This is a genomic window from Bradyrhizobium oligotrophicum S58, assembly GCF_000344805.1.
GTDB lineage: Bacteria > Pseudomonadota > Alphaproteobacteria > Rhizobiales > Xanthobacteraceae > Bradyrhizobium > Bradyrhizobium oligotrophicum.
Window position 1 is genome coordinate 1,478,879 of record NC_020453.1, and the last position, 24,740, is coordinate 1,503,618.

The following is a 24,740-nucleotide window of genomic DNA, read 5'->3' on the forward strand; positions in this document are numbered from 1 at the left end:
GCGTCAGAGATGTGCCTCGGCGGATGGTCCGACATAGGCGATGCGCACCATGTTGGTCGTGCCGGGCGTGCCGAGCGGAACGCCCGCGACGACGATGACGCGCTGGCCGGCGCGCACGAAGCCGTCGCGGAATGCGATCGAGCCGGCGCGCTCGACCATGTCGTCCTGGTCGCGGGCGTCGTCGGCGACCACGCAATGCACGCCCCACACGACCGACAAGCGGCGTCCCGTCGCCAGATTCGGGGTGATGGCGACCACGGGCGGCTTCGGCCGTTCACGCGCGACGCGGATCGCGGTCGAGCCGGATGAGGTCCAGCAGATGATCGTGGGCAGATCGAGATTTTCGGCGATGCGGCGCGCCGCTTCCGCGATGGCATCGCCTGCGGTCGATTCCGGCTCGGGGCGCTGGGCCGCGATCACCGAGCGGTAGACCACGTCGCGTTCGACCTCCTCGCCGATCCGGTTCATGGTCGAGACCGCCTCGACCGGATATTTGCCGGCCGCCGACTCCGCCGATAGCATGATGGCGTCGGCGCCCTCATAGACGGCGGTGGCGACGTCGGAGACCTCGGCACGCGTCGGCACCGGCGACTGGATCATCGATTCCAGCATCTGGGTCGCGACCACAACCGGCTTGCCAGCGCGGCGCGCCATCCGCGTCATCAGCTTCTGCAGGCCCGGCACGCGCTCCAGCGGCAGCTCGACGCCGAGATCGCCGCGCGCCACCATCAGGGCGTCGGAGACGTCGATGATGTCGTTCAGCCGGTCGATCGCCTGCGGCTTCTCGATCTTGGACATCACGGCCGCGCGGCCGCGGATGATCTTCTTGGCCTCCAGCACGTCGTCGGCGCGCTGAACGAAGGACAGCGCGATCCAATCGATGCCGATGGTCAAGGCCGCTTCGAGGTCGGCGCGGTCCTTCGGCGTCATCGCCGAGACCGGCAGATCCGTGTCGGGCAGGCTGACACCCTTGCGGTCGGACATCTTGCCGCCGATCACGACCCGCGTAACGGCGCGGGTCGGCGAGGTCTCCTCGGCGATCAGGCGGACCTTGCCGTCATCGAGCAGCAATGCGTGGCCGGGCTGCAGGGCGGCCAGGATCTCGGGATGCGGCAGGTACACCCGCGTCGCGTCGCCGGGCGTCTTGTCGGAATCCAGCACGAAGCTCTGGCCGTTGTTCAACTGGACCGGACCGTCCGCGAAGGTGCCGACCCGCAGCTTCGGGCCCTGCAGATCGACGAGAATGCCGATCGGCCGGCCATAGCTCGCTTCGACGCTGCGGATCGTGGCCACCAGCTCCCGCAGCTTGTCGTGCGGGGTGTGGCTCATGTTGATCCTGAAAATGTCGGCTCCGGCTTCGAACAGCTTGCGAATCATCGCGCTGTCCGAGGAAGCGGGACCGAGCGTGGCGAGGATCTTGATGCGGCGCAGACGCCTCATGGCTTGGGCGCTTGACCGGAGGGCAGGCTTGGCGCGCCCGCGGGCGGCGCCCCCTGCGGACCATTGGGCATGCCCGGCACATTGCCGCCGGGACCGAACGTCCCGGGAATGCCAGGCACACGTTGCTGCGCCGGCTGCTCATTGGCCTCTGTCAGCTGCACCGTCCAGGCGCGCTGGTCGCCGGTGTCGACCTCGAAGAAGCCGGTGCGATCAAAGCCGCGGGCCAGGCAATTGTCGGTGCCCTTGATGGTGAATTCCTTGTCGCGCGAGCACATGAAGGCCTGCCCGGACCATTCGCCGCCGCGGTCATAGTCGAGCGCGTAAATGTAATAATAGCGTGCGACCAGCGTGCCCTTGAGCAGGGTTTCGCAGCTGCGTGACGACACGTTCCACCAGCCCTCGGTGGTCCAGCCCTCGGCATCCTTGTAGCCAAGCGCGATCCCGACCCGGCTGGAGGTGTTGTTGCAGAGCCGGAAGTCGGCCGCCGCAGGGCTGGACGACAGGCACAGCGCGGCCAGTCCAAGCAGCGAAAGCAGTCCGAAACCTGGAGGATGAGGAATGCGATGCAGGACGGAGGAGGTTTTGGCGATCATTGCGGGACGCTATATCAAACGTTGAATGATGTCGCGTGACTTGGCCGCGGCCGTCGATGGCGAGGCGATGTCGTGGCGACGGCGGGTGCGGTCGATCTCCTCGCGCCGGTGACGGTGCTGCGATATGGCCAAACCTGCGACCAAGCCGCATTATATAGCAGACATCCGTCACGCCGCGGAACAGGGAACGAAAGAGATGACGATGGACAGCACCACCCGGACCGAACTCGAAGCTGCCGCCTTCCGCAGGCTGGTCGAGCATCTGCGGACGAGAACCGACGTTCAGAACATCGACCTGATGAATCTGGCCGGGTTCTGCCGCAACTGCCTGTCCAACTGGCTGAAGGACGCAGCCGAGGCCAAGGGCGCGCCGATGACCCGGGATGAGAGCCGCGAGGCGGTCTACGGCATGCCCTACGAGGAGTGGAAGACCAGGTATCAGCGCGAGGCCAGCGCCGAGCAGCTCGAAACCATGAAGAAGGTGCACCCCGGTCACTGAGTCCGGCTAAGACGTGGCGATCGGGATGTGAGCTTCCCGGCCGCTTCTGCCGAGGCCGCTGCGGCTCCGGGGGCCTGCGAATCGGGCGCTGCGCCGGATGACGACCGGAACGCAAGCCGCGCGGTTGGCCTGCGTGCGCTTCAGGTCACGCAGGCCAACAACATGTGGGCGCTCTGTGGATGAGGGGCGATGTTGCCTTGACGCAGAGCACGCCAGATTTGAGGGTCGCGGCCAACACGCGCGCCGCCTCGGCGCCGTCATTGGACACACCAGTTCCACTCAGGAGTATCAGATGGTCCCCCCCGCAGCCGCGAAGGACGACGACTCGCCCGCGACCCGCTTTGCCGTAGATCAGCTCAAGTCGATCATCGAGCGCATCGAGCGGCTGGAGGAGGAGAAGAAGGCCATCTCCGAAGACATCAAGGACGTCTATGCCGAGAGCAAGGGCAACGGCTTCGATGTCAAGGCGCTGCGCACCATCATCCGGCTGCGCAAGCAGGACCCGAACGAGCGCCAGGAAGAGGAAAGCATCCTCGAGACCTACATGCAGGCGCTCGGAATGCTCTGAGCCGACGGCGTCTGCTTCCGATTTCTTCGAAACGTCAGATGTCCCCGAATTCAATCGACGGGGACATCTGCGTTCTGGGAGCAGGACCGGAGGGGAGGACGCCGGCGCTGGTCAGCGCAAGGCTGCCGCGCGCATCGTGAAGGATTTGGTTTCGAGCTTGATGATCGCCGGGCCGGTGAACTGGTCGTAGCTCAATCCCGGCGACGGATCGGCGGCGAAGCTCATCGCCAGTGCGATCTGCGGCTTGACGAAATAGCTGCGCATCACGGTCAGATCCGGGTCGCCCATTTTCGTGACCGACATGGATGACGAAGCACTCGGCGTCAGCATGATGGCCCGCATCCAGGTCGAATCCGGGCCTTTGGCGGCCGAGAGCCGCGTTGCCATCGTGATCAGACCATCCTGGCTCTGTCCGCTCTTGGCGGCCGGCGAGGCCGTCTCCGGGGCCGGCGCCGCGCTGCGGGCCGCTGGACGGGAATTCCGCACCGGGATCGGGGCTGTGCTGTTGGCGCGATCGATCGGCGACGAGGCCGGCGGCGCGAAGGCCATCGCCTGCATCAGGCTTGCGGTCTGCGGTTGATCGATCGACGACAGCGCGCGGCGCGCCGTGATCGCGGCGACCTGCTCGGGCGTGGCTTGCTTGGGCGTGGCGGGGTTGTCGCCCCAGAAGCCGCGCGAATTGATGATGTCGGCGACGCTCTGCGGGCCGCCGTCGCGGGACGCGCCGGCGATGGCACTCGTGGTCTCGGACTTGGCAGCCACCGGCTGCGCAACCTGCGAATCGGCCGACGCCAGCTGCAAGGCGTTGGCGATCTTGCCACGGGCGGTCGGCGGCTTGTTGTCCGCCGAGCGGTCGGCGCTGCGGCTGTCCTTGTCCGACGGCTTGTCGGCGGTCTTGTTGTCTGGAGTCTTGGCGCTGAGCGCGGCGGTCTGGATCGGCTTGGTGTCGGCCTTGCTCTCGCTTTCGCCCGCCTCGTCGTCATCCTCGCTCGGACGTCCGCGGAACAGGCGTGCAAACAGGTTGGACTGGCCAGACGAGGCGTCATCACCGGTGCCGCGCTTCTCGACCTCGGCCTTGGCCAGCTCATAGCCCTTGAGCGGCACGCCGTTGCTCGGAACATGCACGGTCTTGCCGTCCGGGAACACCCGCGCGAGCTGGTCGGCCGTCATCCGCGGCCAGTGCCGGATGTTGCCGGTGTCGAGATGCACGAAGGGCGAGCCGGATGTCGGGTAGAAGCCGACGCCGCCGCGCTGCAGGCGCAGGCCGGCATAACGGATCTGCTCGAGCGGCACATTGGGGATGTAGAAGTCCATCGCATGGCCCAGCATGTGCTGGCTGTGGCGGGCCACCCCGGTATGCGCCGAACGCCGCCGCAGCATCGAATTGGTGGCGGGGGAGCGATACGACGAGATGATCTGGATCGGCTGCTTGCCGTCGACGTCGCGATAGACTTCCCAAAGGATGTCGAACAGGCGGCGGTCCATGACCGTCTCATCCTGAGTGCGCCAGTCGCGCAGGAAATGGTTGAGCTTCTTCAGCGCGTCTTCGTCGTAGCGGCCTTCGCGCTTGAAGGTGACCGTCAGGTCTTCGCCGGAATGGGTGTGGTGGAAGGAGAGTGTGCGGTTTTCGTTCAGGGCCTCGGCGTCGCGCACCGTACCCGCTCCCAGCAGCAGGAGCAGTGATGCCAGACCGTAGCGGCATACAGCATTCCATCCCGACCTGGGCAGAGAACGCGATTGGCGCGCGAAACCAGACAGCAAGATGCAGCCCACCCCGTCGACGAGCGTTTACTCGAATACCCTCTTGCGGCCCGTCCGGCGGAAGAGAGAGGAAACGCTTACCTAAGGCGGGATGGTTAAGGGATACTGACCGGCCCGCCCCCCAATTACCCTTAACATATACTCTTGAGTGTGGCGAAAAAGTGCCATCGAATCCTGGTTGATCATTGTGGTTAACCAAAACCAAAAAACCTCGCCGAAGGTGTCACCTTCGACGAGGTCTTTGATCTCAAATCAGAATTTTAGGGCCGGGGACCAGACCGATCAGCGGGTGAAGACCCGCCGCGACGGGCGGCCGACCGGCGCCGGCGGGGTCGGCTGACCACCGCCGCCGAACAGGCGTTCGAAGAAGTTCGGGCCGGAGTTCGACGAGAAGCTGTTGTCGCTGACGTTGACCGAGCTCGGCAGCGGGCCCTTCGGACGCGCGTAGCTGGGCTGGGCGTGGGCGACGACGTTTTCGAGATCCTTGCCGCGGCCGTTCTTCAGGATCGAGATCATGGTCGCGTCGCGGCCGTAGACGTCCTTGCGGAATTGCAGCTTGCCGGCGTCGTCGACGAAGGCGGTCTGGTAGGTGATGTTGACCGGGATCGGCGTCGCGAATTTCAGGTCGATCTCGCTCGAGCCGTACATGCTGCGGATGCGCTCGGGTGAGTAGCGCTCGCCCGGCATTGCGATGTTGAGCAGCACCGACGCGTACTGATCCGGATACTGCACGCGCATGCAGCCATGGCTGAAGGCGCGCTCGTCACGGGCGAACAGGTTCTTGTCCGGCGTGTCGTGCTGATAGACCAGGAACTTGTTCGGGAAGTTGAAGCGGATGCGGCCGAGCGCATTGGCCTCGCCCGGCGGCTGCGAGATGTGGATCGAGCCGTCACGCGCGCGCTCCAGCCGCAGTCCCATGCGGTCGAGCACGGTCGGATCCTGCTGCAGGGCGGGCAGGTATTCGTTGTAGATGATCGACGGCGGCACGTTCCAGGTCGGATTGACCGTGATGAACTTCATCGTCTCGCTGAGCAGCGGCGTGGCGTGCTGGCCGGGCTTGCCGGTGACGACGCGGGTGGTCCAGACCTGGGCGCCGTGCTGCATCACCTTCAGCGTGTAGTCGGGGATGTTGAGGATCACATAGGCGTCGCCGATCGACGGCGCGCCGAGGTCGCGCGGCAGCCAGCGCCAGCGCTCCATGTTGACCAGGATCGTGTCGATCTGCTTGTCGCGCTTGGGCGTATTGAGCGCCTTGACGGTGCGGTCGTCGAGCACGCCGGTCGGCTTGAGGTCGGCGTTTTCCTGGAATTTGCGGACCGCGGCCGCGACCTTGGCGTCATAGCGGATGTCGTCGGCGTTCTCGGTGATACCGAGCTTGGCGCGCAGCTTGGGCACACGCGGATCGGACATCTGCGCCTCGGCCTCCGGCGCGTTCTTGCCGCGGGCCGGGGTGTATTTCAGCGGTTCGCCGTCGTCGATGATAACGGGCGCGCCGTCATGGCCGCCGCGCAGCTCGGCGAGCTTGGCGCGCAGCAGCTTGTACAGCTTGTGCGGCGGGTTGTAGCCTTCCAGCGCCGCGGAGGCGTCCTTGGCGCCGGTGACGTTGGCCAGCACCTCGTTCGGATCGACCGGATGCTCGGGATACTGGATGTCGGCCGACACCTGCGACCAATGCATGCGACCGCTCTGCGCCTGGCGCGCATAGTCGAGCATGCTTTCGGTCAGCTTGAGGTCGGCTTCCGCCAGCGCGTCCGGCGTGGATGCAGCAGCGGCGAAGTCCGGAACCGGATAGTCGGCAGGATTGAGACCGTCGAAGGCCGCGTCCTTCAGGCGGGCGATCACACCGTTGGCGGCCGTCGTCAGGTTGCCGCCCTGCGTCCAGATCGGTGCGTAGTCGCGACCGGCGTAGAATTTCTCGACCGCCGCGCGCTCGGCCTTGCGGTCGAAATAACGCGGGCCCTTGGTGGCCATCAGATCACGGAGACGGTCGGCGACCGGCTGGTCGGCAGCAGGGACGTTGCTCGCAGCCTTGACCGGATCCTTCGCCGGTTCCGGTGCCGTAGCGGTGGCCGCCGGAGGCGGGCTGACCACGGACTTGGCAGGATCGGCGACGGGCGCCGCGACGGACTCGACCGGCTTGCTGGTCTCGGGCGCCTTGGCCTGGTTGGGCGAAACGGTCGCGGTCGTGTCGGGCTTGAAGTCGCTCGCGGTCGGCGGCGGCACATTGGCCGGCTCAGGGAGCGGGATCGCCGCGTCGATGGCCAGTTCGGCGGCGCTGTTGCGAGGCGTGTCCCCCTGGGCCAGGGCCGAGGTCGCGGACACCGCGAGGAAGGTTGCCGCGACAGCCATCAGCACGCGGTCATATCCGCCACGGGTGGTCACACAATCTCGCATCGTCAATCCCTCGGATGATCTGTCCCGTCGGCCGGAACAGGGTCGGTAACAAGGTCGATCTCTGCCCGCCAGCTTCGGCTCGAGCACCGCTCGTGAGAATGGGTCACGCCTGTACGCAATGATTCACGCCCAAACGATACTCAAGCCCCATTTCTGCGGCCAGCGCCACACGGGACAACTCACGACAAACTGACTCTTGGGAAACCCCGGCCACACCGATCGTGCGTTTGTGCCACGCGTTATTTCCTTTGTCTGTCACCGCAAGGCAACGGTTCAGATGTTCCCTTGTTGCGCGCCCTTGCGGCGATTTTCGGACGGGAGCAGAGCGCAGCGATGTTCCCACGCTTGGCTGCATTGCTCACAGCGGCGGCGACTCCGTCGACTGGGTCTCACCATTGGCTTCGTCGAGCTTGCGATAGAGCGTCGAGCGTCCGATTTTGAGACGGCGCGCCACCTCCGACATCTGGCCGCGGTAATGGGCGATGGCGAAGCGGATGATCTCATGCTCCATCTCCTCCAGCGGACGCACGTCCCCGCCCGCGGTCAGCATCGGCAGGCTGCCATGCGAGGTCAGGGGGGCGATGGGTACTTCGCTACCCGGCACCAGGGAGGGCAGCGCAAGGTCGATGGGGCGCTCCACCATCAGCGCAGGCGCGGGCTCGACCGGCGCCACGTGAGTCGGGATCAGCGGAAAGTCCGCGACGCCGAGCTGGTCGCTCTCGCTCATGACAACCGCGCGATAGACCGCATTTTCGAGCTGGCGGATGTTGCCGGGCCAGTCGAGCCTGGTCAGATAGGCGACGGCCTCGCCGGCGATGCCCGAAACAGTCCGGTTCTCCTCGGCTGCGAAGCGCGCGAGAAAATGGCGCAGCAGATGCGGGATATCCTCGCGGCGCGCCCGCAACGGCGGAATGGTCAGCGGCAGCACGTGCAGCCGGTAGAACAGGTCCTCGCGAAAGTGACCTTCCTTGACGCGATCGAGCAGGCGGCGATTGGTCGCCGAGATGATGCGAACGTCGACCTTCACCGGCTTGCGGCCTCCGACCGCCTCGACCGCACCTTCCTGCAGCGCACGCAACAGCTTGACCTGGGCCGTGAGCGGCAGCTCGGAGACCTCGTCGAGGAACAGCGTGCCGCCATGCGCTTCGACGAACTTGCCGGTGTGGCGCTCGGTCGCGCCAGTGAATGCGCCCTTCTCGTGACCGAACAGGATCGATTCCACCAGATTGTCCGGAATCGCGCCGCAATTGACCGCGACGAACGGCTTCATCTTGCGCTCGCTGGTGCCATGGATGGCGCGGGCGAACAGCTCCTTGCCGACGCCTGATTCGCCCTCGATCAGGACGGGGATCGACGAGGCCGCCGCCTTTTCCGCGATGCGCAGGATCGGTGCCATGGCCTCCGCGCGCGTGATGATGTCGGCGAAGGTCAGCCGCCCTTCGCGGCTGTGCCGGATGCGCTGCAATTCGCCCTTCAAGGCCGAGGTATTGAGCGCATTGCGCAAGGAGACCTGCAGCCGCTCGATGCCGACCGGCTTGACGACGAAATCCTGGGCGCCGGCGCGCATCGCCGAGACCACATTGTCGATGCCGCCATGCGCGGTCTGTACGATCACGGGGATCGAGATGCCCATCTCGCGCATCTTGGACAGGACGCCCATGCCGTCGAGGCCAGGCATCACGAGATCGAGCACGATGGCGTCGATGGGGCCGGCGTCGGGATGGGTCAGCTTTTCGATGACGGCATCGCCGGTCTCGACGACGACCGCCTCGTAGCCGCATTTCTGAACCATGTTCTCCACCAGCCGGCGCTGGACCGGATCATCATCGGCAATCAAAATGCTGGCAGCCATGGCTTTCCTTGCACGCTACGACTATCTGTCTCGAATCGGGGCACTCTCGCCGACGCCGATTAACGCAACCTTAAACCTCGCTGATCGGGATACACGTTCGAACAACAGGTTACCCATCCGATGACCTCGCGCGCCTCTTCTGCCCTTCGCAAGCCGACCCGATCCGCACTCCAGACCAAAGCCGCCAAGGCCAAGCCGGCGAAGAAGCCCACGGCCAAGCCCGCAGCCAAATCGACGTCCAAGCCGAAGCCGGCAGTGGTCAGGGCTGCGCGTGGTGCAACGGCCAAATCATCTGCCAAGCCGGCAAAGAAGGCGGCCGCAGCGAAGACCGGCATCGGTGCGCTGCCCGAATGGAATCTCGGCGACCTTTATATGGGCATCGAGGCGCCGGAGATTGCTCACGATCTCGCGAAGATGGATTCTGAATGCGTCGCGTTTGAGACCGACTACAAGGGCAAGCTCGCCGAGCACGTCGCGCGCGAGGACGGCGGCGAATGGCTCGCAGGCGCGGTGCGACGCTATGAGGCGATCGACGATCTCGCCGGGCGGCTCGGCTCGTTCGCCGGGCTCGCGCATGCCGGCGACAGCGTCGATCCCGCGATCTCGAAGTTCTACGGCGACATCTCGGAGCGGCTGACGGCCGCGTCGACGCATCTGCTGTTCTTCCCGCTCGAGCTCAACCGCATCGACGACGCCGTGATCGAGCGCGCGATGGAGACGCCCGCGCTCGGCCACTATCGGCCGTGGATCGAGGATCTGCGCAAAGACAAGCCCTATCAGCTCGAGGACCGGGTGGAGCAGCTGTTCCACGAGAAATCGCAGACCGGATACTCGGCCTGGAACCGGCTGTTCGACCAGACCATCGCCGGCCTCCGCTTCCAGGTCGGGGCCAAGGAACTCGCGATCGAGCCGACGCTGAACTTCCTGCAGGACCGTGACGGCGCCAAGCGCAAGGCGGCCGCCGAGGCGCTGGCCAAGACCTTCAAGGCCAATGAGCGCACCTTCGCGCTGATCACCAACACGCTCGCCAAGGACAAGGACATCTCCGACCGCTGGCGCGGCTTCCAGGACGTCGCCGACTCCCGCCACCTCAACAACCGCGTCGAGCGCGAGGTGGTCGATGCGCTGGTGGCGTCGGTGCGCGCGGCCTATCCGAAGCTGTCGCATCGCTACTATCAGCTCAAGGCGCGCTGGTTCAAAAAGAAGAAGCTCGCGCATTGGGACCGCAATGCGCCGCTGCCATTCGCCGCCAATGCCACCATCGCCTGGCCGGAAGCGAAGAACATGGTGCTGACGGCCTATCGCGGCTTCTCGCCGGAAATGGCCGACATCGCGCAGCGCTTCTTCGACGACAGCTGGATCGATGCGCCGGTGCGGCCGGGCAAGGCGCCCGGCGCATTCTCGCATCCGACCACGCCGTCGGCGCATCCCTATGTGCTGATGAACTACCAGGGCAAGCCGCGCGACGTGATGACGCTCGCGCATGAGCTCGGCCATGGCGTGCACCAGGTGCTCGCGGCCAAGAACGGCGCGCTGATGGCGCCGACGCCGCTGACCTTGGCGGAGACCGCAAGCGTGTTCGGCGAGATGCTGACCTTCAAGCGGCTGTTGTCGGAGACCAAGGATGCCAGGCAGCGCCAGGCGCTGCTTGCCGGCAAGGTCGAGGACATGATCAATACGGTGGTGCGGCAGATCGCGTTCTATTCGTTCGAGCGCGCCGTGCACACCGAGCGTAAGAACGGAGAGCTCACCGCGGAGCGGTTGGGGCAGATCTGGCTGTCGGTGCAGACCGAGAGCCTCGGCGAGGCGATCGAGATCAAGCCGGGCTACGAGAATTTCTGGATGTACATCCCGCACTTCATCCATTCGCCGTTCTACGTCTACGCCTACGCGTTCGGCGACTGTCTGGTGAACTCGCTCTACGCCGTCTACGAGCACGCCGCCGACGGCTTTGCCGAGCGCTATCTGGCGATGCTCGCGGCCGGCGGCACCAAGCACTATTCCGAGCTGCTCAAGCCGTTCGGCCTGGACGCCAAGGATCCCAAATTCTGGGATGGTGGCCTGTCGGTGATCGCCGGCATGATCGACGAGCTCGAGGCGATGGGGTAAGGGTGTAAAACATTTGTTGAACGCAACAACGGGCGTGTTATACATCTGTATAACGCGCCCGTTTTCGATGGATCGGCCCATGAAGATCGAGATCAAGAAGATCGGTAATTCCGACGGCCTGCTGCTGCCGCGCGAGCTGATGCAGCGGCTCGATCTCAAGCGCGGTCAGCAGTTGCATATCGTTGAGTTGCCCGGCGGCGGGTTCCAGGCGCTGCCCTACGATCCGGATTTCGAGCGGACGATGGAGATCGCTGACGAGATCATGGATGAGTATCGCGACACCCTTGCCGCGCTCGCCAAATGAGCGAGCCGCAAGAGCCGCTCGGGATCACCTACGAGCAGGCCATCGCGATCCACGCCCGGCAGCTGCGCAGGTTCGGCGGCGCGCCTGGACTGCGCGACGAGGGCATGCTGCGATCGGCCCTGGAGCGGCCGATCAACAAATGGAGCTATGAGCAGGCGACGCTGCCTGAGCTTGCTGCAGCCTACGCATTTGGCTTGGCCAAGAACCACGCCTTCGTCGATGGCAACAAGCGCATCGCCTTCATGGCGATGATGACGTTTCTGCGAAGAAACGAGATAGCGTTCGCGCCGGATCCGGCCCACGCCACGACCGTCATCCTCGCCCTCGCTGCCGGCGAGGTCAGCGAGGCCAGCCTGACCCGCTGGATTCGCGATAATTGGCCTCCCCAATAGAGCGATCGGAAAAACCGATAAAACCACCTTGCATGCCAGCCGTTGCCCTTGCATCGGCTTTGAGGTATGCGACCTTAACAAAGCAATTTCTTCTTTTGGGGGACCCCGATGGCAAACCATGGCGAGATCGCCTACTCGACGGCTGACGGCAACGACTATGCGGCGCATGAGGCGACCTATGAGGGCTTCATCAAGCTGGTGAAGTATGGCTCGATCAGCGTCGCTCTGATCGTCATCTTGATGGCTATTTTCCTCGTTTAATGTCGCCTCGGCCCGCCGGCGTCCCCGCCGACGGGCTTTCAGTTGACTGCCGAAGCCGATCGCTCACCAAGCGTCGTGCTGAAGCCAGTAGACGTCCCGCCCTTTAAAGCTCGCGCGCGCATTCGCGCCGGAGGCCTCATGAAGATTGCCGTCGCCAAGGAAATCGACCCGTTGGAGCCGCGGGTCGCCGCCTCTCCCGACACGGTGAAGAAGTTCAAGGCGTTGGGCGCCGAGATCGCCGTCGAACCCGGCGCCGGCATCAAGTCCGGCCTGCCGGATTCGGAGTTCACGGCGGCGGGCGCAACCGTGAGCGCGGATGCGCTCAAGGACGCCGACATCATCATCAAGGTGAAGCGGCCGGAAGCCTCCGAGCTCGCCAATTACCGACGCGGCACGCTGGTCTTCGCGATCATGGACCCTTACGGCAACGACGCCGCGCTCAAGGCGATGGCCGATGCCGGCATTGCCTCGTTTGCGATGGAGCTGATGCCGCGCATCACCCGCGCGCAGGTGATGGACGTGCTGTCGAGCCAGGCGAACCTCGCCGGCTACCGCGCCGTCATCGAGGGCGCCGAGGCGTTCGGCCGGGCCTTTCCGATGATGATGACCGCGGCCGGCACCGTGCCGGCGACGAAGGTCTTCGTGATGGGCGTCGGCGTCGCCGGCCTGCAGGCGATCGCGACCGCGCGCCGGCTCGGCGCCATGGTCTCGGCCACCGACGTGCGTCCGGCCACCAAGGAGCAGGTGGAAAGTCTCGGCGCCAAGTTCCTGGCGGTCGAGGACGAGGAGTTCAAGAACGCGCAGACCGCCGGCGGCTACGCCAAGGAAATGTCGAAAGAGTACCAGGCCAAGCAGGCTGCTCTGACGGCGGAACACATCAAGAAGCAGGACGTCATCATCACGACCGCGCTGATCCCCGGCCGTCCCGCTCCGCGCCTTGTCACCATGGAGATGGTGAAGTCGATGCGCCCGGGCTCCGTGCTGGTCGACCTCGCGGTCGAGCGCGGCGGCAACGTCGAGGGCGTCAAGCTCGGCGAGACCGTCGAGATCGACGGCGTCAAGATCATCGGCTACCCCAATCTCGCAGGCCGGGTCGCCGCCTCGGCCTCCAGCCTCTACGCGCGCAACCTGTTCTCCTTCATCGAGACGATGATCGACAAGAAGGACAAGGCGCTCGCCGTCAATTGGGACGATGAACTGGTCAAGGCCACGGCTTTGACAAAGGACGGCGCCATCGTCCACCCGAACTTCCAGCCGAAGGCCTAAGGAGCAAAGCCATGGAGCATGTCGTCCAAGCCGTCGATCCGTTCGTCTTCCGGCTGTCGATCTTCGTGCTGGCGGTTTTCGTCGGCTATTTCGTCGTGTGGTCGGTGACGCCGGCGCTGCACACGCCGCTGATGTCGGTCACCAACGCGATCTCCTCGGTGATCGTGGTCGGCGCGCTGCTCGCGGTCGGCGTTCCCATGGTGTCGAGCGGCAGCGGTCTGGCGCGGGCCTTCGGCTTCATCGCGCTGATCTTCGCCTGCGTGAACATCTTCGGAGGCTTCCTGGTCACCCAGCGCATGCTGGCGATGTACAAGAAGAAGTCCAAGTAACAACGCCGCACGACGCGGGATGACAGGCACAACGGGGCATCTGCAATGAACGCCAATCTGTCGGCACTCCTTTATCTCGTGGCAGGTGTGCTGTTCATCCTGTCTCTCCGCGGGCTGTCGAGCCCGGCCTCCAGCCGCCAGGGCAATTTCTTCGGCATGGCCGGCATGGCGATCGCGGTCGCCACCACCCTGGCCGGGCATCCGCCGGCGGATGCGATCGCCTGGATCCTCGTGATCCTCGGCGTTGCGATCGGCGGCGGCATCGGTGCGGTGATTGCGCGCCGGGTGCCGATGACGTCGATGCCCGAGCTCGTCGCCGCCTTCCACTCGCTGGTCGGCATGGCCGCGGTGCTGGTCGCCGCCGGTGCGTTCTTCGCGCCGGAAGCCTTCGACATCGGCACGCCCGGCAACATCCATCCGCAGAGCCTGGTCGAGATGTCGCTCGGCGTCGCCATCGGCGCGCTGACCTTCACCGGCTCGGTCATCGCCTTCCTCAAGCTGTCCGCGCGGATGAGCGGCGCGCCGATCATCCTGCCGGCCCGTCACATCATCAACATCGCACTCGCCGTGGCGCTCGTCTTCTTCGTGGTCCGCCTGGTGATGACGGGCGGCGGCTTCGACTTCCTGATGGTGACGCTGCTGGCGCTGGCGCTCGGCGTGCTGATGATCATCCCGATCGGCGGCGCCGACATGCCGGTCGTGATCTCGATGCTGAACTCCTATTCGGGCTGGGCCGCGGCGGGCATCGGCTTCACGCTCGGCAATTCGGCGCTGATCATCACCGGCGCGCTGGTCGGCTCGTCCGGCGCGATCCTGTCCTACATCATGTGCCATGCGATGAACCGGTCCTTCATCTCGGTCATCCTCGGCGGCTTCGGCGGCGAGACGGCTGCGGCCGGTGGCGGCACGGGTGAGCAGAAGCCGGCCAAGCTGGGCTCGGCCGACGATGCGGCCTTCATCATGAAGAATGCCTCGAAGGTCATCATCGTGCCCGGCTACGGCATGGCCGTCGCTCAGGCGCAGCACGCGCTGCGCGAATTGGCGGATACGCTGAAGAAGGAAGGCGTCGAGGTGAAGTACGCCATTCACCCGGTTGCAGGCCGCATGCCGGGCCACATGAACGTGCTGCTCGCCGAAGCCAACGTGCCCTATGACGAGGTGTTCGAGCTCGAGGACATCAACTCGGAATTCGCCCAGGCCGACGTGGCGTTCGTCATCGGCGCCAACGACGTCACCAACCCCGCGGCGGAGGAGGACAAGACCTCGCCGATCTACGGCATGCCCGTGCTGCAGGTCTGGAAGGCCGGCACCGTGATGTTCATCAAGCGCTCGCTCGCCTCCGGTTATGCCGGCATCGATAATCCGCTGTTCTACCGCGACAACACGATGATGCTGCTCGGCGACGCCAAGAAGATGACCGAGAACATCGTCAAGGGCATGTAGCCGACGACGTCGGGAGCCGTGGCCTTTCTCAAATGGCTCCTGATCGTCGTCGTCGCGATCTACGCAAGCGTGCTTGCGTTTCTGTTCGTCCGCCAGCGCGCGATGCTGTTTCCAATCCCGCCGGTCGGCCGCATTGCGCCGGCCGCTGCGGGATTTGCGCAGGCCGAAGAGCATGTGCTGACGTCGGCCGACGGTGAGAGGGTCATCGTCTGGCACGTGCCGGCGAAGCCCGGCCGCAAGGTCGTTCTGTATTTCCCGGGCAATGGCGATTTCCTCGCCGGGGTAGTGTCACGTTTCAAGGCGCTGACGGCCGACGGGACAGGCCTCGTGGCGCTGTCGTATCGAGGCTATGCGGGCTCCAGCGGCAGCCCGAGCGAGCATGGGCTGCTTCAGGACGCCGCGGCCGCCTATGCGTTCACGACCGAGCGCTACGAGCCGGCACGGATCGTGGCCTGGGGCTTCTCCCTCGGCAGCGGCGTTGCCACGGCGATCGCGGCGGAGCATCCGATCGCCAGGTTGATCCTCGAGGCGCCGTATACGTCCACCGTGGACGTCGCTTCCGAGATGCTCAAGGTCGTTCCGGTCAGCCTGCTGATGCTCGACCGCTTCCATTCCGATCAGCGTATCGCCAACATCCGTGTCCCGCTTCTGATCATGCATGGCGAGAAGGATCCGGCGATTTCGATCCGGTTCGGGGAACGATTGTTCGCGCTTGCGCATGACCCCAAGCGCTTCGTACGGTTTCCCGACGGCGGACATAATGACCTGGATCTTTTTGGTGCGACCGCGACCGCAAAGAGTTTCATCGACGGCCCGTAGCGCCCGTGAGGCGCGGTGGCCGGCTCTGCTCGCGGCTGTCGCCGTCCTTGCATGTCTGCCGCTTCGAGCGCACGCCGCCACCGGGCTCGACGGTGCTGCGATGACCTGGCCGTTCGCGCTGCCGTTTGCGGGATTGCTGCTGTCGATCGCGCTCGGCCCGCTGCTGTTTGCCGGCTTCTGGCACCATCATTACGGGAAGATCGCCGCGGCATGGGCCCTGGTGACCCTGGCGGCGCTGACCTGGCGGGCTGGGCTCGGAGCTGCGCTCGCGTCTTTCATTCATGCGCTGCTCGCCGAATATCTCAGCTTCATCGTGCTGCTGTTCGCGCTCTATACCGTCGCCGGCGGGATCCTGGTGACCGGCGACATCAGGGGCACGCCTGTGACCAACACCGCCATCCTGGCGCTCGGCACGATCATCGCGAGCGTCGTCGGCACCACGGGCGCCGCGATGATCCTGGTGCGTCCGCTGATCCGCGCCAATCTGGCGCGGCCGCACAATGTGCATGTGCTGATCTTCTTCATCATCCTCGTCGCCAATGTCGGCGGCGCGCTGAGTCCGCTGGGTGATCCGCCGCTGTTCGTCGGCTTCCTGCGCGGGGTCGACTTTTTCTGGACGATGCGGAACATCTGGTTGCAGACCATGATCGTGGCCGGGCTGCTGCTCGTCGTCTTTGCCGCAATCGACGCGTGGCGCTTTCGCACGGAGCCGGCTTCAAAGGCTCCCGAGAAGAAGGAGCCGGTTCGTGTCCGCGGGCTGGTCAACGTCGTCCTCATCGCGGCCATCGTCGCCGACATCATGGTCTCGGCTGTCTGGAAGCCGGGCATCTCCTTCGAGGTCGTCGGGACGCATGTCGAGCTGCAGAACCTCGTCCGTGATGGCATCCTCGTCGTGATTGCCGGCCTGTCGCTCTGGCTCACGCCCGACGAACACCGCGAGGCCAATGGCTTCAATTGGGAGCCGATCCGCGAGGTCGCGAAGCTGTTCGCCGCGATCTTCACCGCGATCGTGCCGGTCATCGCCATGCTGAATGCGGGCCACAGCGGCTCGTTCGGCTGGCTGCTGAATGCCGTGACGACGCCGACCGGTGCGCCGCGCGAAGTCGCCTATTTCTGGTCCACGGGATTGATGTCGGCATTTCTCGACAACGCCCCGACCTACCTGCTGTTCTTCGAGCTCGCCGGCGGGGATCCCAAAGTGCTGATGGGCGAATTGTCGGGCACGCTGGCGGCGATCTCGATGGGCGCAGTCTACATGGGCGCGCTGACCTACATCGGAAACGCGCCGAACTTCATGGTCGCAGCAATCGCCAATGAGCGCGGCATCAAGATGCCGAGCTTCTTCGGCTACATGCTGCGGGCCGCTGCCGTCCTGATCCCGCTGTTCGTGCTGTTGACCGTGCTGCCGATCCATCCACTGTTCAGCTCCAGTTGAAGCCCGCCAGAATCGGATCTGGAGACCGGCGGGTCCGAGCTGCTATGAACGTGTCGGGGTGACGATCGGCTCGTCGTCGCGCATAGTCGGCCAGAACAGAAGGGGCGACGGACCATGAGCGTGAAGGGCGCGACGCCGGCATCATCGGTGATCTTCCCGGGCCTGGCGGTCGCGCTGGTCGCGATCGTGACGGCGACGCATTATGACTTCACGCCTTCCGCCTCCGGCCTGGTCTTCGCCGCGGTGCTGCTGGTGATCCTGTTCGGCACGGTGTTTGCGGCCGTTCATCACGCCGAGGTCATCGCGCACGAGATCGGCGAGCCGTTCGGCACGCTGCTCCTCACCTTGGCCGTGACGGTCATCGAGGTGGCGCTGATCGCCACCATCATGCTCGGCGACAAGGCGGCTCCGGCGCTGGCACGCGACACGGTGTTCGCGGTCGTGATGATCGTCTGCAACGGCCTGGTCGGTATCTGTATCTTCATCGGCGGCCTGCGCTACCGCGAGCAGGATGTCCTGGTCTCCGGGGCCAATTTGTATCTGAGCGTGCTGTTCACGATGGCGACCATCACGCTGGTGTTGCCGAATTATACGCTGACTTCGCCCGGTCCGGTCTATTCGGCCGTGCAACTCGGCTTCGTCAGCGTCGTCACGATCCTGCTCTACGCCGTGTTCCTGTACACCCAGACCACCCGCCATCGCGATTATTTCGTCGGCGCCGCTGCCGGGTTCAGCGATGACGATGTCCGGCTTCCGCCCGCCAAGATGGCGCTCAGTGTCGGGCTCCTGCTGCTCGCGCTGCTGGCGGTGGTGCTGCTCGCCAAGAAGTTCTCGCTGGTGGTCGATGCCGGCGTTGCGGCAACAGGCGCGCCGCCGGCGGTCGCAGGCGTGCTCGTGGCGCTGCTGATCCTGCTGCCGGAGAGTGTCGCCGCCCTCTCGGCAGCCCGCGCCAACGACCTGCAGAAGAGCATCAATCTCGCGCTGGGCTCCTCGCTCGCGACCATCGGGATGACCATCCCGGCAGTGGCGGTCGCCGCCTATGTGCTCGACAAGCAGCTCGTCCTTGGGCTGGACGCGCAGGGGACGGTGCTGCTGGTCCTGACCTTCGTCCTGAGCATGCTGACCTTCGGCACCGGACGGACGAACATCCTGTTCGGGCTGGTACACATGGTCGTATTCGCGATATTCCTGTTCCTGCTCTTCGTGCCCTGATTCCAAGAGATCCCCATGCTCAGCGCCCAATCCGATGTCCAGGTCGATACGCCCGAGGTCCGCGTCACGGAGTGGCGGCTGGCGCCCGGCAGTGCCACGGGTCGCCACATTCATGAGATGGATTACGTGATCGTGCCAGTCACCGCGGGCGAGATGACGATCGTGGCGCCCTCAGGCGAGCGCTCGAAGGCGCAGCTCGCGGTAGGGAAATCCTACTTCCGCAAGGCGGGGGTGGAGCACGACGTGCTTAACGAAACCGGATCTGAGATCGTCTTCCTGGAAGTTGAACTGAAGCCGTAACCAATTCTTTACCGGGATGCCGCTGATTGTGGTATCTCGAGCCGGCGATCCGAAAGCTGTGGCAGTGCCCGCGTGGTCTCGGACTGCGGCACGGCTTCGGTCTCAAAGGGTTTCAGGAAAACGACTTTCCGGCGTTCGCTCCCCGTGTCGCTGCTGGGCTGCGCGCTTCGGAAGGTGGGGAATGGTCCCTTAATTGTGCCTCAAAGTTCCCGCAAATACCGCGCGGGAGTGGTCAGCATGCTGAAATATCTCACCAAGTTCGCCATGGAGATCGTCCCCTCGGTGGTCGCCACCATCATCGGGGCGTACATCGTCAATCACTACATCAATACCAAGCCCGACGCGCCGCCATCGACCGTGGCCTCGATCGCGTCGGCTGCCTATGCCAAGCTGACCGGCTCCAAGTCCGATACCAAGGCCGACACTCCCAAATCCCTCGACAAGGGGGCCGACGGCGCCAAGCTGGAGGCCAAGGCCGACGCGAAGCCGGCTGAAACCTCTGCCGAGGTTTCGAATGTTCCCGCCCCGGGAATCAAGGCAAAGGGCATGTCGGAGAAGTCGCTGGCGGACAAGGCGGCCGAAAAGGCGGTCGAGGTGAAGCCGACGGAGACCGCGAGCCTGCCGGCCGAAACGGCGCGGCATCCGGTCTCGCCGCGCGAGAAGCTGATTGCGCGCGGTGCGCCGGCCGACGCGCCGGCAGCCCAGCAGGAAGACCGCCGCGACGCCGCCGATCTGGCGCGAGCTGCGATCGAAAGGTTGCGCGCCAGCGAGGGCAGGGGCGAGAAGCCAGCTGCCGAGAAGCCGTCTGGCGATGCCGGTCGTGACACGCCGCGTATCGTAACGGTGGCCCCGCAGGTCACTCCCGTGCGTCCGCTGCCGCCGCCGATCACCGTGTCCACGCCTCAAGCCGATCAGAGCGTCGCCGCTTCGACTGCGCCTGGTTCGATTGCGCCTGGTTCGTCCGGTGCGAACCCGTCCTACACGGGATCACTGCAGCCTGATGGCCGTCCCACGCCGCCAGCCGAGATTCCTGCGCGCCAGTTGCGTCCGCTCGACCTGCGCGCCGAGAGGGATCCGTCGATCAAGGACCAGATGTCCAGCGTGGCACAGGACATGATGTCCGCGGCCAAGTCGGTGTTCCACTCGGTGCTGCCGAAGTAACGCCGGTCCGACCAGATCAGGTGCTACGATCTATCGAAGCGGCGGACCGGTTGGTCCGCCGCTTTTCGTTTGATCGCCTGAAATTGGCTGATCGCCCGGGATCGGCAGCCGGCTGATCAAAGCAGCGCCAAAAAAAAGCACCAAAACAAAAACGCGAGCCCCAAGGGGCCCGCGCTTTCAGAAATCGTCGGATTGATCTGTGCCGATCAGCGCGGCGCGCCCGGACGGGGACCTGCGCCCGGACCACGACCGGCGCCACGATCACCACCTGCGCCGGCGCCGAACACCGGCTTCGGCTTCATCGGCAGCAGGCCTTCACGCTGCAGCTTCTTGCGGGCCAGCTTGCGCGCACGGCGCACGGCTTCGGCCTTCTCGCGGGCTTTCTTCTCGGAGGGCTTCTCGTAATGGCCGCGGAGCTTCATCTCGCGGAAAATGCCCTCGCGCTGCATCTTCTTCTTGAGCGCCTTGAGGGCTTGATCGACATTGTTATCGCGAACGAGAACCTGCACGCGGCATCCTCTTTCTCAGTCTATCGGTTTGAATTCGGCTGAAGCAAAGGGCCGGCAAATGGCCTCGCCCTTAACCTTGAGGGCGCCCGTGTATCAGACAAGCCCGCCCCTGTCCACCCGCTGACGGGCTCTTAACGGCAAGTTTCACGAGGTGGAAGCGGTTTATTTCAGCCCTGCTTGGGAGGGAGTGGCGAGACCTGGGTGACGTGCCCCATTTTGCGGCCCGGGCGAGCAGCGCCCTTGCCATAAAGGTGCACGGTTGCGCCGGGAACCGTGAGCCATTGCTCATAGCTGTCGATCTCGTCGCCAATCAGATTGGTCATCGTGACATGCCCGTGGCGTAGCGGCTTGCCCAGCGGCCAGCCGGCGATCGCCCGGATGTGTTGCTCGAACTGCGAGATCGAGGCGCCATCGAGGGTCCAGTGACCGGAATTGTGCACCCGGGGTGCGATCTCGTTGACCAGCACGCCGGGCGCGCGCCCGTTTGATACGACGAACATTTCCACGGCCAGCACGCCGACATAATCGAGCGCGGTCGCGATCCGGCTCGCGATGTCCCTGGCTTCTTCGGCGAGCGCATCCGGAATGGCCGCCGGCGCGCGCGACACCTTCAGAATGTGATCGCGATGCTCGTTCTCGGTGACGTCGAAGCACTCGACCTGTCCATCGGCGGCCCGTGCCGCAACCACCGAAATCTCGCGCTCGAACGGAACGAAGGCCTCGAGAATTGCCGATTTGGTGCCGAGCTCGGCCCAGACCCGCTCGAGGTCGTCGCCCTGGTGGATCTTGACCTGGCCCTTGCCGTCATAGCCGAACCGCCGCGTCTTCAGCACGGCCGGCTGGCCGATCAGAAAGGCCGCTTCGCGCAAAGCGGCCAGCGAGGACACGTCGGCATAGTCAGCGGTCCGGATGCCGAGAGAGGTGACGAAATCCTTCTCGGTCAGCCGATCCTGCGTCGTCTCCAGCGCAGAGCGGCTCGGCAGCACCGGGCGCCGTGCCGCCAGCACCATGGCGGCGGCCGAGGGCACGTTCTCGAACTCATAGGTGACGACGTCGACGTCGTTTGCGAACAGCTCCAGTGCTTCGACGTCGGCATATTCAGCGCAGGTGGCGTTGAGGACCACGTCGAAGGCGGGGGAGTCCGGGTCTGGTGAGAACACCTGGCAGCGCAGTCCGAGCCGCGCCGCGGCAAGGGCCAGCATGCGGCCGAGCTGGCCGCCGCCCAGGATGCCGATGGTGTCGCCGGGCTTCAGCTTCACCCGATTGGACCCGGTCACGCCGCGCCCTCCGGACGTTCGGCGATCGCATTGGTCTGCGCCTGGCGCCAGGCCGAAAGGCGGTCAGCCAGCGCGGGATCCGACAGCGCCAGTACGCTTGCCGCCAGCAGCGCCGCATTGATCGCGCCCGACTTGCCGATGGCGAGTGTTCCGACCGGAATTCCGGCCGGCATCTGGACGATGGAATAGAGGGAGTCGACCCCGGACAGCGCCTTGGATTCAACGGGAACGCCGAACACGGGCAGCTCCGTCAGCGACGCCGTCATGCCCGGCAGGTGCGCTGCGCCGCCCGCGCCGGCGATCACGACCTTGAAGCCGGCCGCCTTGGCGCCCTTCGCAAATGCAAACAGCCGATCAGGGGTGCGGTGTGCCGACACGATCCGGGCGTCGTAGCTCACGCCAAGTGCACCGAGTGTATCGGCGGCATGGCGCATGGTATCCCAGTCCGACTGGCTTCCCATGATGATGGCGATCGGGGCGGTCATGAACTCAATTCTTCTCGGGAATCCATCAGCATGGGCCGGAGTATAGGATCGGTCCCGACAGCGGCAAGCCATGGCATGGAGGTCTGAATGGACTATCCTGTCTTGGTTAAACCCGGCAAGTCCAAACCTCGGTGCGGCAAGGGATCCGATGAAAAAGAAGCGGATGAAGAAGCTGGGACCAGCCGGCAGGCGCGGAACCCGCTACCGCCGAAAGGCCTTGCCGGGGGTACGATCGCCGGGTCCCGGCTCCGGACCGGCAGGCGCCCGGCAGACCATCCGACGGCTCAGGACTGAGCTCGTCGTGGCGCGGGCTCGCATCGAGGAGCTGACGGCCTCCGCCGAGCGCGATTTCCTGCTCGACATCTTCAATCGCCGCGGCTTCGCTCGCGAGCTCCACCGCTCGATCGCTTTCATCAAGCGCTATGACGCCACCGGTGCCCTGGTCGTGCTCGATGTCGATCGTCTGAAGCCGATCAACGATACGTTCGGCCATGCAGCGGGTGACGAGGTCCTGAAGGCCGTCGCACGCATCCTCAGTGAGCAGGTCCGTTCCTCCGACGTGATCGGCCGGCTTGGTGGCGATGAGTTCGGCGTGCTGCTGTGGCACCTCAGCGAGTCCGATGCGCGCGCCAAGGCGGCCGAGCTGGAGGAAGCGATCGACAGGCTGAGCTTCACCTTCGGTGATCAGACCGTCCGTGCAGGCGCATCAGCCGGAGTGGCCCTGCTGGACAAGCGCGTCAATCCGGTGCGCGCGCTGGAGGAGGCCGACCGTGCGATGTACATCCGCAAGGCGCAGCGTCGGCACGAGGTCCGTGCCTGACCGGCAGGGGGCTCTCGAAGTCTCCGCCAGCTACATGCCGTTCGCCGGCAGGGCGTGTCACAGCTCGCCGAGATCGTCGGGCAACTCGCCGAATGTGTGCAGCAGCCGCGCGTCGTTGAATTCCCCCATCAACGGATCGCCGCTGCGGCTGAAGGCGACGGCCCCGATGTTGTCCGGCAGGCGCGACATTGCCTCCGCCCGACGGAGCGCCGCCGACGAGCTCTGGCATTCCTCGGCCGCTCCTGCAACCAACATGCCTGCATCGTCTCGCCTGAACGGCATTGCGACGTAGTAGGTGATATCAGGCATTGCACGCTCCTCCTCGTCCTTGTCGAGACTCCGGGCAAGTGCAGTCGTGATCGTCTGGAGGGCCTCAGAGGGCGGCGTGCTCAAGCCGCATTGCTCTGCGCGTCGTCCGAGGCAGTGTTCGGCATGCAGCCGCAGGAGATCGCGACGCGCAGCTCCAGCAGCTCGAGTTCGAGATATTCATTCGCCATGATCAGCGCCTTGATGGTCGAGCGCAGATTGCCGTCGCACATTGCGATGGCCTGATCGCAGGCCTGTTCGTAGAGTCGGTCTTGTGGGGAGAAGGAGGCGGGCATGAGATCCATCCTTGTTGCCGTCGGAGGGCGCGCGAATGGTTTAATTGTTCCTGTTTTGTTCCAGATTGTCAATACGCCTCGTACGCCAAGCGTTCACGGGGCGATCCGCACCGAAAAGGCCAAGAGCGCTCAAGGGTCAAAAGTGCTGACGCTTCGTCAGGCGATGATGTCGGGAGTAATCTGATCTTCGATGAACGCGATCCGATCGCGGAGCAGGAGCTTTCGCTTCTTCAGCCGTTGCAGCCGCAACAAATCGGGCGCGGGCGATTGATGCAAAGCGTCAATCGCCGCGTCGAGGTCGCGGTGCTCCTGCTGCAGGCGCGCGAGTTCGGCCTGCAGTTCGCGCTCGTCTTGTTCAGCCATGATCTATGATAGCAAAAAAGCGGAAGGAAGTGGAAAGCCTTGCAAAGGCGGGCGCAAATATTGCGCTTGCGAAGCTGATGCGCAAGTCGTGAACAACATGATCTCTGCAGCTGTCCCGTGAATTTCGGGTTGGCGTCAGCTTTAGATTCGTCCGCATCTGCTCACGCTTCGTTACACACGGCGCTCAAATTTGTATGTGCGGTCTTTTGGCCCCATCGACAGGTCAAGCGACTTGTGTACACTCGTTGGTCCTGGTCGAATCTCAGGTTCACCTACCGAGGAGGTTTCGAATGGCCATTCAGGCGCATCTCGTTGAACTGGAGCGTAAGCACAAAGTTCTTGAAAACGAATTGCACCAAGCGCTCCTGCATCCATCGACGGACGATCTGAGAATTGCTGAGCTGAAGCGACGTAAATTGATGGTGAAGGATGAGATCGAGCGCCTGAGACAGGTCACCACCGAAACAATTCACTGATCTGTGACTGACAACAATCCACGCAACATCTGACCGCAAGTTCGCGCGCGCTGGGATGGTGATCGCTCCA

General features: G+C 64.7%; 28 protein-coding genes. 17 read left to right on the top strand and 11 right to left on the bottom strand.

What is annotated here, in order from left to right:
* Positions 1-3: 3 nt before the first annotated feature.
* Both pyk and S58_RS06390 read right to left on the bottom strand, forming a co-directional pair.
* Complete coding sequence (gene pyk / locus S58_RS06385) at positions 4-1,440, bottom strand: pyruvate kinase (RefSeq protein WP_015664437.1); 1,437 nt, start codon at positions 1,438-1,440, stop codon at positions 4-6.
* Positions 1,437-2,033, bottom strand: a complete 597-nt coding sequence (locus tag S58_RS06390; RefSeq protein WP_015664438.1) for a DUF1036 domain-containing protein — start codon at positions 2,031-2,033, stop codon at positions 1,437-1,439. The genes pyk and S58_RS06390 overlap by 4 nt, the downstream gene beginning before the upstream one ends.
* Before the next feature lie 196 nt (positions 2,034-2,229).
* Here S58_RS06390 and S58_RS06395 point away from each other — a divergent pair, with 196 nt between their 5' ends.
* Both S58_RS06395 and S58_RS06400 read left to right on the top strand, forming a co-directional pair.
* Positions 2,230-2,532, top strand: a complete 303-nt coding sequence (locus tag S58_RS06395; protein WP_042338860.1) for a DUF1244 domain-containing protein — start codon at positions 2,230-2,232, stop codon at positions 2,530-2,532.
* Between the two features lie 292 nt (positions 2,533-2,824).
* Positions 2,825-3,100: a DUF2312 domain-containing protein gene (locus tag S58_RS06400; protein ID WP_015664441.1), complete on the top strand. Its 276-nt coding sequence runs from the start codon at positions 2,825-2,827 to the stop codon at positions 3,098-3,100.
* A gap of 111 nt (positions 3,101-3,211) precedes the next feature.
* Here the strand turns inward: S58_RS06400 and S58_RS06405 are convergent, their stop codons facing one another.
* From S58_RS06405 to S58_RS06415, 3 genes are all read right to left on the bottom strand, one after another.
* Positions 3,212-4,861 carry a DUF882 domain-containing protein gene (locus S58_RS06405; RefSeq protein ID WP_042340592.1) on the bottom strand — a complete coding sequence of 550 codons (1,650 nt, stop codon included), beginning with the start codon at positions 4,859-4,861 and terminating at the stop codon, positions 3,212-3,214.
* Positions 4,862-5,143: 282 nt separating this feature from the next.
* Entirely contained in the window at positions 5,144-7,255 is a 2,112-nt protein-coding gene (locus S58_RS06410) for a L,D-transpeptidase family protein (protein WP_042338863.1), read from the bottom strand.
* Positions 7,256-7,613: 358 nt separating this feature from the next.
* Entirely contained in the window at positions 7,614-9,107 is a 1,494-nt protein-coding gene (locus S58_RS06415; protein WP_015664444.1) for a sigma-54-dependent transcriptional regulator, read from the bottom strand.
* A 120-nt stretch (positions 9,108-9,227) separates the two neighbouring features.
* Here S58_RS06415 and S58_RS06420 point away from each other — a divergent pair, with 120 nt between their 5' ends.
* The 12 genes from S58_RS06420 to S58_RS06475 all read left to right on the top strand — a co-directional run bounded on the left by S58_RS06420 (position 9,228) and on the right by S58_RS06475 (position 20,138).
* Entirely contained in the window at positions 9,228-11,216 is a 1,989-nt protein-coding gene (locus S58_RS06420; protein WP_015664445.1) for a M3 family oligoendopeptidase, read from the top strand.
* Between the two features lie 79 nt (positions 11,217-11,295).
* Positions 11,296-11,520: an AbrB/MazE/SpoVT family DNA-binding domain-containing protein gene (locus S58_RS06425; protein WP_015664446.1), complete on the top strand. Its 225-nt coding sequence runs from the start codon at positions 11,296-11,298 to the stop codon at positions 11,518-11,520.
* Entirely contained in the window at positions 11,517-11,912 is a 396-nt protein-coding gene (locus tag S58_RS06430) for a type II toxin-antitoxin system death-on-curing family toxin (RefSeq protein ID WP_015664447.1), read from the top strand. The genes S58_RS06425 and S58_RS06430 overlap by 4 nt, the downstream gene beginning before the upstream one ends.
* 108 nt (positions 11,913-12,020) lie before the next feature.
* Entirely contained in the window at positions 12,021-12,173 is a 153-nt protein-coding gene (locus S58_RS06435) for an aa3-type cytochrome c oxidase subunit IV (protein ID WP_015664448.1), read from the top strand.
* A 138-nt stretch (positions 12,174-12,311) separates the two neighbouring features.
* Positions 12,312-13,439 (top strand): Re/Si-specific NAD(P)(+) transhydrogenase subunit alpha, encoded by a 1,128-nt coding sequence (locus tag S58_RS06440; protein ID WP_015664449.1) that lies wholly within the window; start codon positions 12,312-12,314, stop codon positions 13,437-13,439.
* 11 nt (positions 13,440-13,450) lie between these two features.
* On the top strand, positions 13,451-13,768 hold the full coding sequence (locus tag S58_RS06445; RefSeq protein WP_015664450.1) for a proton-translocating transhydrogenase family protein: 318 nt from the start codon (positions 13,451-13,453) through the stop codon (positions 13,766-13,768).
* A 45-nt stretch (positions 13,769-13,813) separates the two neighbouring features.
* The gene (locus S58_RS06450) at positions 13,814-15,211 is read left to right on the top strand and encodes an NAD(P)(+) transhydrogenase (Re/Si-specific) subunit beta (protein WP_015664451.1); all 1,398 of its coding nucleotides are present in this window, start codon (positions 13,814-13,816) and stop codon (positions 15,209-15,211) included.
* 18 nt (positions 15,212-15,229) lie between these two features.
* Complete coding sequence (locus S58_RS06455) at positions 15,230-16,030, top strand: alpha/beta hydrolase (RefSeq protein ID WP_015664452.1); 801 nt, start codon at positions 15,230-15,232, stop codon at positions 16,028-16,030.
* A gap of 100 nt (positions 16,031-16,130) precedes the next feature.
* Complete coding sequence (locus S58_RS06460; RefSeq protein WP_015664453.1) at positions 16,131-17,465, top strand: sodium:proton antiporter; 1,335 nt, start codon at positions 16,131-16,133, stop codon at positions 17,463-17,465.
* A 114-nt stretch (positions 17,466-17,579) separates the two neighbouring features.
* The gene (locus S58_RS06465; protein ID WP_015664454.1) at positions 17,580-18,677 is read left to right on the top strand and encodes a calcium:proton antiporter; all 1,098 of its coding nucleotides are present in this window, start codon (positions 17,580-17,582) and stop codon (positions 18,675-18,677) included.
* A gap of 15 nt (positions 18,678-18,692) precedes the next feature.
* Positions 18,693-18,977 carry a cupin domain-containing protein gene (locus tag S58_RS06470; RefSeq protein ID WP_015664455.1) on the top strand — a complete coding sequence of 95 codons (285 nt, stop codon included), beginning with the start codon at positions 18,693-18,695 and terminating at the stop codon, positions 18,975-18,977.
* A gap of 237 nt (positions 18,978-19,214) precedes the next feature.
* Positions 19,215-20,138: a hypothetical protein gene (locus S58_RS06475; protein ID WP_015664456.1), complete on the top strand. Its 924-nt coding sequence runs from the start codon at positions 19,215-19,217 to the stop codon at positions 20,136-20,138.
* Positions 20,139-20,344: 206 nt separating this feature from the next.
* On the opposite strand, the gene rpsU is transcribed toward S58_RS06475, so the two are convergent.
* The 3 genes from rpsU to purE form a co-directional block, all read right to left on the bottom strand.
* Complete coding sequence (gene rpsU / locus S58_RS06480; protein ID WP_009028248.1) at positions 20,345-20,647, bottom strand: 30S ribosomal protein S21; 303 nt, start codon at positions 20,645-20,647, stop codon at positions 20,345-20,347.
* 167 nt (positions 20,648-20,814) lie between these two features.
* The gene (locus tag S58_RS06485) at positions 20,815-21,924 is read right to left on the bottom strand and encodes a 5-(carboxyamino)imidazole ribonucleotide synthase (RefSeq protein WP_015664457.1); all 1,110 of its coding nucleotides are present in this window, start codon (positions 21,922-21,924) and stop codon (positions 20,815-20,817) included.
* Positions 21,921-22,409, bottom strand: coding sequence for a 5-(carboxyamino)imidazole ribonucleotide mutase (purE, locus tag S58_RS06490; protein ID WP_015664458.1), 489 nt, complete (start codon positions 22,407-22,409; stop codon positions 21,921-21,923). The genes S58_RS06485 and purE overlap by 4 nt, the downstream gene beginning before the upstream one ends.
* A gap of 163 nt (positions 22,410-22,572) precedes the next feature.
* Between purE and S58_RS06495 the strand changes: the two genes are divergently transcribed.
* Entirely contained in the window at positions 22,573-23,229 is a 657-nt protein-coding gene (locus tag S58_RS06495) for a GGDEF domain-containing protein (RefSeq protein ID WP_042340594.1), read from the top strand.
* 57 nt (positions 23,230-23,286) lie between these two features.
* Here S58_RS06495 and S58_RS06500 read toward each other — a convergent pair whose 3' ends face one another.
* Both S58_RS06500 and S58_RS06505 read right to left on the bottom strand, forming a co-directional pair.
* Positions 23,287-23,538: a hypothetical protein gene (locus S58_RS06500; RefSeq protein ID WP_042340595.1), complete on the bottom strand. Its 252-nt coding sequence runs from the start codon at positions 23,536-23,538 to the stop codon at positions 23,287-23,289.
* Positions 23,539-23,618: 80 nt separating this feature from the next.
* Positions 23,619-23,831, bottom strand: a complete 213-nt coding sequence (locus S58_RS06505) for a hypothetical protein (RefSeq protein ID WP_015664462.1) — start codon at positions 23,829-23,831, stop codon at positions 23,619-23,621.
* Between S58_RS06505 and S58_RS37290 the strand changes: the two genes are divergently transcribed.
* Positions 23,830-24,015: a hypothetical protein gene (locus S58_RS37290; RefSeq protein WP_144058256.1), complete on the top strand. Its 186-nt coding sequence runs from the start codon at positions 23,830-23,832 to the stop codon at positions 24,013-24,015. The genes S58_RS06505 and S58_RS37290 overlap by 2 nt on opposite strands.
* Here the strand turns inward: S58_RS37290 and S58_RS06510 are convergent.
* Positions 23,988-24,194 carry a YdcH family protein gene (locus tag S58_RS06510; RefSeq protein ID WP_015664463.1) on the bottom strand — a complete coding sequence of 69 codons (207 nt, stop codon included), beginning with the start codon at positions 24,192-24,194 and terminating at the stop codon, positions 23,988-23,990. The two genes, S58_RS37290 and S58_RS06510, sit on opposite strands and share 28 nt — an antisense overlap.
* 290 nt (positions 24,195-24,484) lie before the next feature.
* On the opposite strand from S58_RS06510, the gene S58_RS06515 reads away from it, so the two are divergent.
* The gene (locus tag S58_RS06515; protein ID WP_015664464.1) at positions 24,485-24,670 is read left to right on the top strand and encodes a YdcH family protein; all 186 of its coding nucleotides are present in this window, start codon (positions 24,485-24,487) and stop codon (positions 24,668-24,670) included.
* Positions 24,671-24,740: the final 70 nt, after the last annotated feature.